The organism is Psychrobacter sp. TPE 89C, from assembly GCF_055522395.1.
Genome location: NZ_JBVFXW010000023.1, coordinates 45,062 through 51,152 on the forward strand (window position 1 = coordinate 45,062; position 6,091 = coordinate 51,152).

Below are 6,091 nucleotides of genomic sequence, written 5' to 3' on the forward strand. Positions count from 1 at the left end.
ACGTTAAAAACTTATGATCGCGAAACTACTACCGCTTAGACCCTCGACCTTTCGAAGGACGCCTACCATTGGTAGCAGGTTTGCCATTGCCTCCAGATTTACCATTACCCCCTGACGGCTTACCACGACCAGCAGGACGCCCATCTCTGCCTTTAGAACCCGCAGGTTTTTTAGCATCATCCTTAGCGTATTTGTTACGCCCCTTTGCTGCACCCACTGATTTTGAAGATGGTTTTGACTTTGACGAGGCATCAGTACGAGGTTTTTTTCGTGGTGCATTACGAGATTTCTTAGGTGATTTATTGTCTTGCGAAGAAGACTCCTCTACAGATTTTAGTAAAACAGACAACTCTTTTTGCGTCAGGTCCCGCCAGTCTCCAACGGGTGTACCCTTGATACTTACATTCATAATCCGCGTACGCTCAAGCTTTACGACTTCATAGCCAAAATGCTCGCACATACGTCGAATTTGACGGTTTAGACCTTGAACTAGCGTAATATTAAACACAGTGGGCGCTACTTTAGTCACCGGGCATTTTTTCGTCATCTTGCCAAGCATCGGCACACCGCCCGCTAAACCCTCGATAACACTATCCGTTAGCGGCTTATTCACCGTTACCAAATACTCTTTTTCATGGTTATTACCAGCACGTAGCACCTTGTTGACCAGATCGCCATTATTGGTCAAAAAGATTAACCCTTGAGAATCTTTATCCAAACGTCCAATCGGGAAAATACGTAAACTGTGTCTCACAAAATCGACAATATTGTTTTTCTCGGAGCTTTCTGTGGTACTCACAATGCCCACTGGCTTATTCAAGACAATAAAAACAAAATCATCGGGCTCTCGTGGCTCAATAAGCTGCCCGTTGACTTTTACCGCATCTCCGGCAACCACTTGGTCGCCTACTTGAGCACGCTTGCCATTAATGTACACATTACCTTGTTCAATAAAGCGATCAGCATCTCGCCTGGAGCAGATACCGCTTTCGCTGATGTATTTATTTAAACGAGTCGAAGAAGCGTTAAACATAGAGCACCGTTTTACCTGATAAAAAGCTTTTTTGCTCAAAAAGCCTAAATTGAATGGATTATCAATAACGAAATAGCTCTCATTATATAGGAAATTCAGTGGCCCTTTGAGAAGAGATGAATGAAGACTTAGTAATATAGTCAGTAAACTACTAAACTACTAAACTGCTACGGTGTTACCCTCTCTAGAGGTACTCTATGTACAATCTGCAGTCGGCTGCCTTTTAGCTGTTTTATATTTCTTTGACTAGGGTCTGTTGAACATTCGAATGTGGTGCTGGCAGTCACTATTTTTTAGACAATATGCAGTGAAATTGTTGAAGCCTAGTCATTCTAGGTTAAACAATTTCGCCATGTATTGGCAAAAAAGAGTACTGCCCTGAAAGGCTGATGCTAAAATCACCCCAAACGTTGTTGCAAACCTAGCTAAGGTCTCGACATTATCGTCGGCTTGCGCCTAATTTGGTACAATTTTAGCAATCAGCAGCCCTAATATTTGAATGTTCAACAGACCCTATACATCCAAAATGGTGTCAAAATCACTTCTTTATGATATCAAAAATTTAAAAAACGGATAAGCATTGAAAGACGTGGAACGGATTGAGCTTGTCTCTTCATTTTCTGAACTTAATGCATTTTGACCTATACTATTCATTCCGTGATGCGTTTTTCTAACTCAGCTAACAGCTTATATGCACTTGAAACTCAAGCAATGAAAATAGAATAAAAAACGCAGAGCACCACTTGATGCTCTGCGTTTTTTAGATTAAACGGTATTTAAAGAATACTGCGTCTAAATTCTAGATAGGCTGCTGTGATCGCCGTCGCATCTTCTATTTGCGGATAATGACCTAGCATAGGCATGTCAGTTATATCAGCATTGAGTATCAATTCACGATAACGATCAATCATATGCTGTCCTGAGATAGGATCTTTGGCACCAGCAATCAATTTTACCGGTACGGTACTGTTGATAATGGCACCTACCCATCGCTCGCGGTACTGCTGGCGTTGGGGCATATAGTTAATCAACTTATGCATCACACCCAACCCATCATTATGACTTAACAGCTGCCATAACGTATCTATCACCTCTGACGTAGGCTGCGTGTCGGGGCCAAATATCCGTTGTAGACTGCCCGCAAATTTCTGTTTATTAATCAGCTTTGATACCAGAGGACCTAACGGTGATAACAGTAGTTTCTGCACCAAGATAGGTTTGTGCGTCTCAGGAAATAGACCTCCGTTTAAAAAACATACACTGGCAATATGTCGCTCAGCGCTCCCTTCGACTTGTCTTGCCAGCAACTCCTGAGCCACTGTATCACCATAGTCATGCGCTAAGATATGATAATCACTAACGCCTAGTTTTTGCAAAACAGCTTGATAAATATCGGCCTGCTCACTGATTAGATAGCGCGCGTTTTTGGGTTTGTCTGACAGCCCAAACCCCAGCATATCGAGGGTGATGACATAATAATGCTCGGTTAGCGCGTCCCACATGCCCTCCCAGTCCCAACTGGCACTAGGATAGCCATGAATCAATAGCAGTACAGGCGCACTTTTATCCCCTGCATACCGAGTGAAGATTTGATGTCCATGAATGGATTCATATTGCCCCTGCTGTCGCCACTCATCCAAGGTGATCATTAGAGACTTACTCCTCAAATGATGGGTCGGTACGGCGTAATTTTCTTAGTAACGCAGGCCATGCGATATCGCCATTCGCGCCTCTAGTTACTTGCTCTGATGCAGCTTGGATACCTGACAATATTTGTGCTGATATCGGCGTCAATACACCACCGCCACTCTGTGCTTTGATCTGAATCTCACAAGCTCTTTGCATGATATACATGTACAAAAATGCGTTTGCGACCGTATCGGCACAAGTGAGCAAACCATGGTTACGCAAAATCATAAAATGAGCATCGCCTAAGTCGGCAACCAAACGTACCTTTTCTTCAGGGTTTAATGCGACGCCTTCGTAGTCATGATAGGCCAAGTTAGATAGTGGAAACAATGATTGTTGCGAGATGGGTAGTAAGCCGTTTTCCTGTGCTGAGACGGCAACGCCATCATTTGTATGTAAATGGATAACGCAGTGAGCATCATCACGAGCTTCGTGTACAGCACTATGAATGATAAATCCAGCTGGATTTACGTCGAACTCTGATGGCACTACTTTCTCGCCTGCTTTATTGACCTTAACCAGACTGGATGCTGTAATCTCTTCGAATAACATGCCGTATGGATTGATTAAAAACTCATCCTCAGTGCCTGGTACGCGTGCAGAGATATGAGTGAATACCAGATCGTCCCAACCATAGGAGGCAATCATTCGGTAACAGGCGGCAAGATTTACTCGCATCTGCCACTCTTGTTCGCTCATATTATGGTGTACACTCGATGTTGAATCCGTTGATGTCGCGGTTTGCATAGCTGTTTGCATGGTGTATTCCTTTACTGTTGTAGATATCCCGAATTATTACTTTACACCATTTTATAAAATTAAATCTGTCAAAAACATTACACTTATGAATATTAATCATTATTTAGATAACGACCCATGGTTTAGTCAATTACCAGCCATCGTACAGCCAATGCTGGCGGGCGATGCTGTGCTAAATGTAGTTCAAAAAGGTCAAATGATTCATGCCATCGGTGACAACGATGATGCCGCTCTACACTTTGTTGTGTCGGGTACGATTAGAGTGTGTAATGTGAGTGCTAGTGGACATGCCATGACACTGGCGCACCTATCTAATGGCGAGTGGTTTGGTGAGATATCTATCATAGATGACAATCCTCGCACCCATGATGCGTGGACGATTAACAAAGTAACGCTAATTTCAATTCCAAGAAACCTAGTAATTCAGACAGCGCAGTTGCATCCGATTTTATACAAGCATCTGGCGCTTATAACTTGTGAGCGAATCCGCAGAGCATTTGATTGGATTGACGATGCCACCTCGCTCAATACTTCAGCGCGACTGGCTAGTATGCTAATTGGATTGATTGACACTTATGGTAAACAAGTAGGAGATGATATAAAAATAGATCTGCGCTTATCGCAAGAAGAGCTTGGCTTTATGCTTGGCACCACCAGACAAACTATCAATAAAATCATCCAGTCGTGGCAAAAGCAGAGCCTTATCGATATGCATTACGGCTTCATTACCATAAGAGACAAACCTCAATTGATGGCGATCATGAATCCTGCATAGTTTGAATATGTATTACATCTTAACGAGATAAACTTATCTTGGATGATTTTCTAATGATGCCTCACTACTAACTAATAATAGTTATCATGGCATTGAAACGTTACATAAAATAGCTTCATCCTTTTTAAAAAGATACTTGAGGGAGTAGCAACTGTTCAGGCTTAATTAAATTATTCAAAATCATCGTCAACGCTATGATTTTAGAGTGAAGTTATTTTCCAGTATTGTGAATTTGTAACTTAGTCTATGATTTTTGTAAGAGGTCTATTTTTAACTTCATTCCACCATAGTTATGCTATTAAGATAATTTAAGACAAAGTACATTTTATTCATAAGCTGTTGGTCTACAATGGTTTGTTTTCTGCTAATATACGGCTTTCGATTTTATCGCCATTGAGTAATCAATAATGCCTTCATTTATATCACCTACTATTTTACATTTTTTAATACCTATGTACATGTTATCAATAGGTACTGCCACATATGCGGCTAATACAGATAGCTCAAACAATGATGAACTGGCAATTGATAATCAGAAACTTACAGTTTGCCTAAACAAGCTCATTCAAACTGCTCCCTTTACATCTGTTAAAGACATTTTTACACAGTATCGCCCTATCGATATAGATCCTAGCGTATTAGAGTCACTAGACTATCAGCCAGAGTTCTCTAAAGAACCATGGGATTATTTAGCTAGCTTAGTAGATGAAGAAAGAGTTATTGACGGCATCACTGCTAATGAAGAATACGCTAATATACTAACGAAAATTGAATCTCACTATGGAGTCAATCGTTATGATGTGCTGGGTGTTTGGGGAGTAGAGTCTGACTTTGGGACGAAATTAGGTAAAAAAGACGTAATTAACTCCTTAGCTACTTTATCTTGCTTTGGCCGCCGTCAGAATTACTTCCGTGGAGAATATGTTAGCGCTTTAAAAATATTAAAAAAAGGCGATATCGCTAAATCTGATTTTAAAGGGTCATGGGCAGGTGCTTTTGGACAAACACAATTCATGCCTTCTACATTTTTGCAGTTAGCGCAAGACTTTGATGGAGATAGTCGTAAAGATTTAGTTAACAGCCAAGCAGATGCCTTGGCTTCAACTGCTAATTTTCTGAAAAATAGTGGTTACAAGCGCAATCAACCTTGGGGCTATGAAGTACATTTACCTTCCAGTATTAATGCCTCAAACAATCGTAAAAACAAAAAAACAATATCATATTGGCAAGGACTAGGCATTACTCTTCCAGATGGAAACCCTTTACCTAGCACTTTATCTTCTGCAGGTTTGTTTCTACCTGCCGGTAAGGAAGGTCCCGCTTTTTTAGTGGGCCGTAACTTTGATGCCTTCTATGCTTATAATGCTTCAGAAAACTATGCTTTAGCTATTGCTCATTTATCCCAACGTATTGAAAAAAGAAATACTAATGTTAATTTCTTTACCACTTGGCCTACTGATGATCCTGGCTTAAGTCGTAAAGAATCTCGCGAAGTTCAAGAATCTTTAAATTTACTTGGTTATAACGTAGGTGAAGTAGATGGTATTATCGGCGACGGAACACGCCGAGTCATTCAAAAATATCAAGCCGATATAGGAGTTAAAGCAGATGGTAAAGCTGGGGGAAAAATCCATCACCACCTTATAGTCAGTTCTGCTGATCTAAGAGAGGCAGCTAAAGTTGACTTGAGAATGGCCGCTAATGCTAAATATGCAGTCGATAATGATTTATTAGGTGAAGATAAAGAGACAGTTAAAAATAAATCTCAGTATATACTTTCTAATTTCAAAAAGTATCAAACGTTTTTTTATATTTTTATCAGTCTATTATTACTT

At 40.6% G+C, this 6,091-nt stretch carries 5 protein-coding genes; 2 read left to right on the top strand and 3 right to left on the bottom strand.

The genetic code is table 11. The annotated features are described in order from the left end of the window. Window positions 1-28: 28 nt before the first annotated feature. The 3 genes from rluF to ACZW67_RS08560 form a co-directional block, all read right to left on the bottom strand. Window positions 29-1,033: a 23S rRNA pseudouridine(2604) synthase RluF gene (rluF, locus tag ACZW67_RS08550; protein WP_465182914.1), complete on the bottom strand. Its 1,005-nt coding sequence runs from the start codon at window positions 1,031-1,033 to the stop codon at window positions 29-31. 776 nt (window positions 1,034-1,809) lie between these two features. Beyond that, a complete protein-coding gene (locus ACZW67_RS08555) occupies window positions 1,810-2,682 on the bottom strand; it encodes an alpha/beta fold hydrolase (RefSeq protein ID WP_465182915.1) in 873 nt (290 codons plus the stop codon). A 7-nt stretch (window positions 2,683-2,689) separates the two neighbouring features. Then, window positions 2,690-3,481 (bottom strand): class II aldolase/adducin family protein, encoded by a 792-nt coding sequence (locus ACZW67_RS08560; protein ID WP_465182916.1) that lies wholly within the window; start codon window positions 3,479-3,481, stop codon window positions 2,690-2,692. Window positions 3,482-3,566: 85 nt separating this feature from the next. Between ACZW67_RS08560 and ACZW67_RS08565 the strand changes: the two genes are divergently transcribed. Beyond that, on the top strand, window positions 3,567-4,256 hold the full coding sequence (locus ACZW67_RS08565; RefSeq protein ID WP_465182917.1) for a Crp/Fnr family transcriptional regulator: 690 nt from the start codon (window positions 3,567-3,569) through the stop codon (window positions 4,254-4,256). Window positions 4,257-4,663: 407 nt separating this feature from the next. Further along, the coding region (locus ACZW67_RS08570) for a lytic murein transglycosylase (protein ID WP_465182918.1) at window positions 4,664-6,091 on the top strand (1,428 nt) is incomplete at its 3' end.

Coding starts and splice junctions, on each gene's coding strand:
- ACZW67_RS08560 (WP_465182916.1), bottom strand. CDS start 3,481: ATGCAAACAGCTATGCAAACCGCGACATCAACGGATTCAACATCGAGT.
- rluF (WP_465182914.1), bottom strand. CDS start 1,033: ATGTTTAACGCTTCTTCGACTCGTTTAAATAAATACATCAGCGAAAGC.
- ACZW67_RS08555 (WP_465182915.1), bottom strand. CDS start 2,682: ATGATCACCTTGGATGAGTGGCGACAGCAGGGGCAATATGAATCCATT.
- ACZW67_RS08565 (WP_465182917.1), top strand. CDS start 3,567: ATGAATATTAATCATTATTTAGATAACGACCCATGGTTTAGTCAATTA.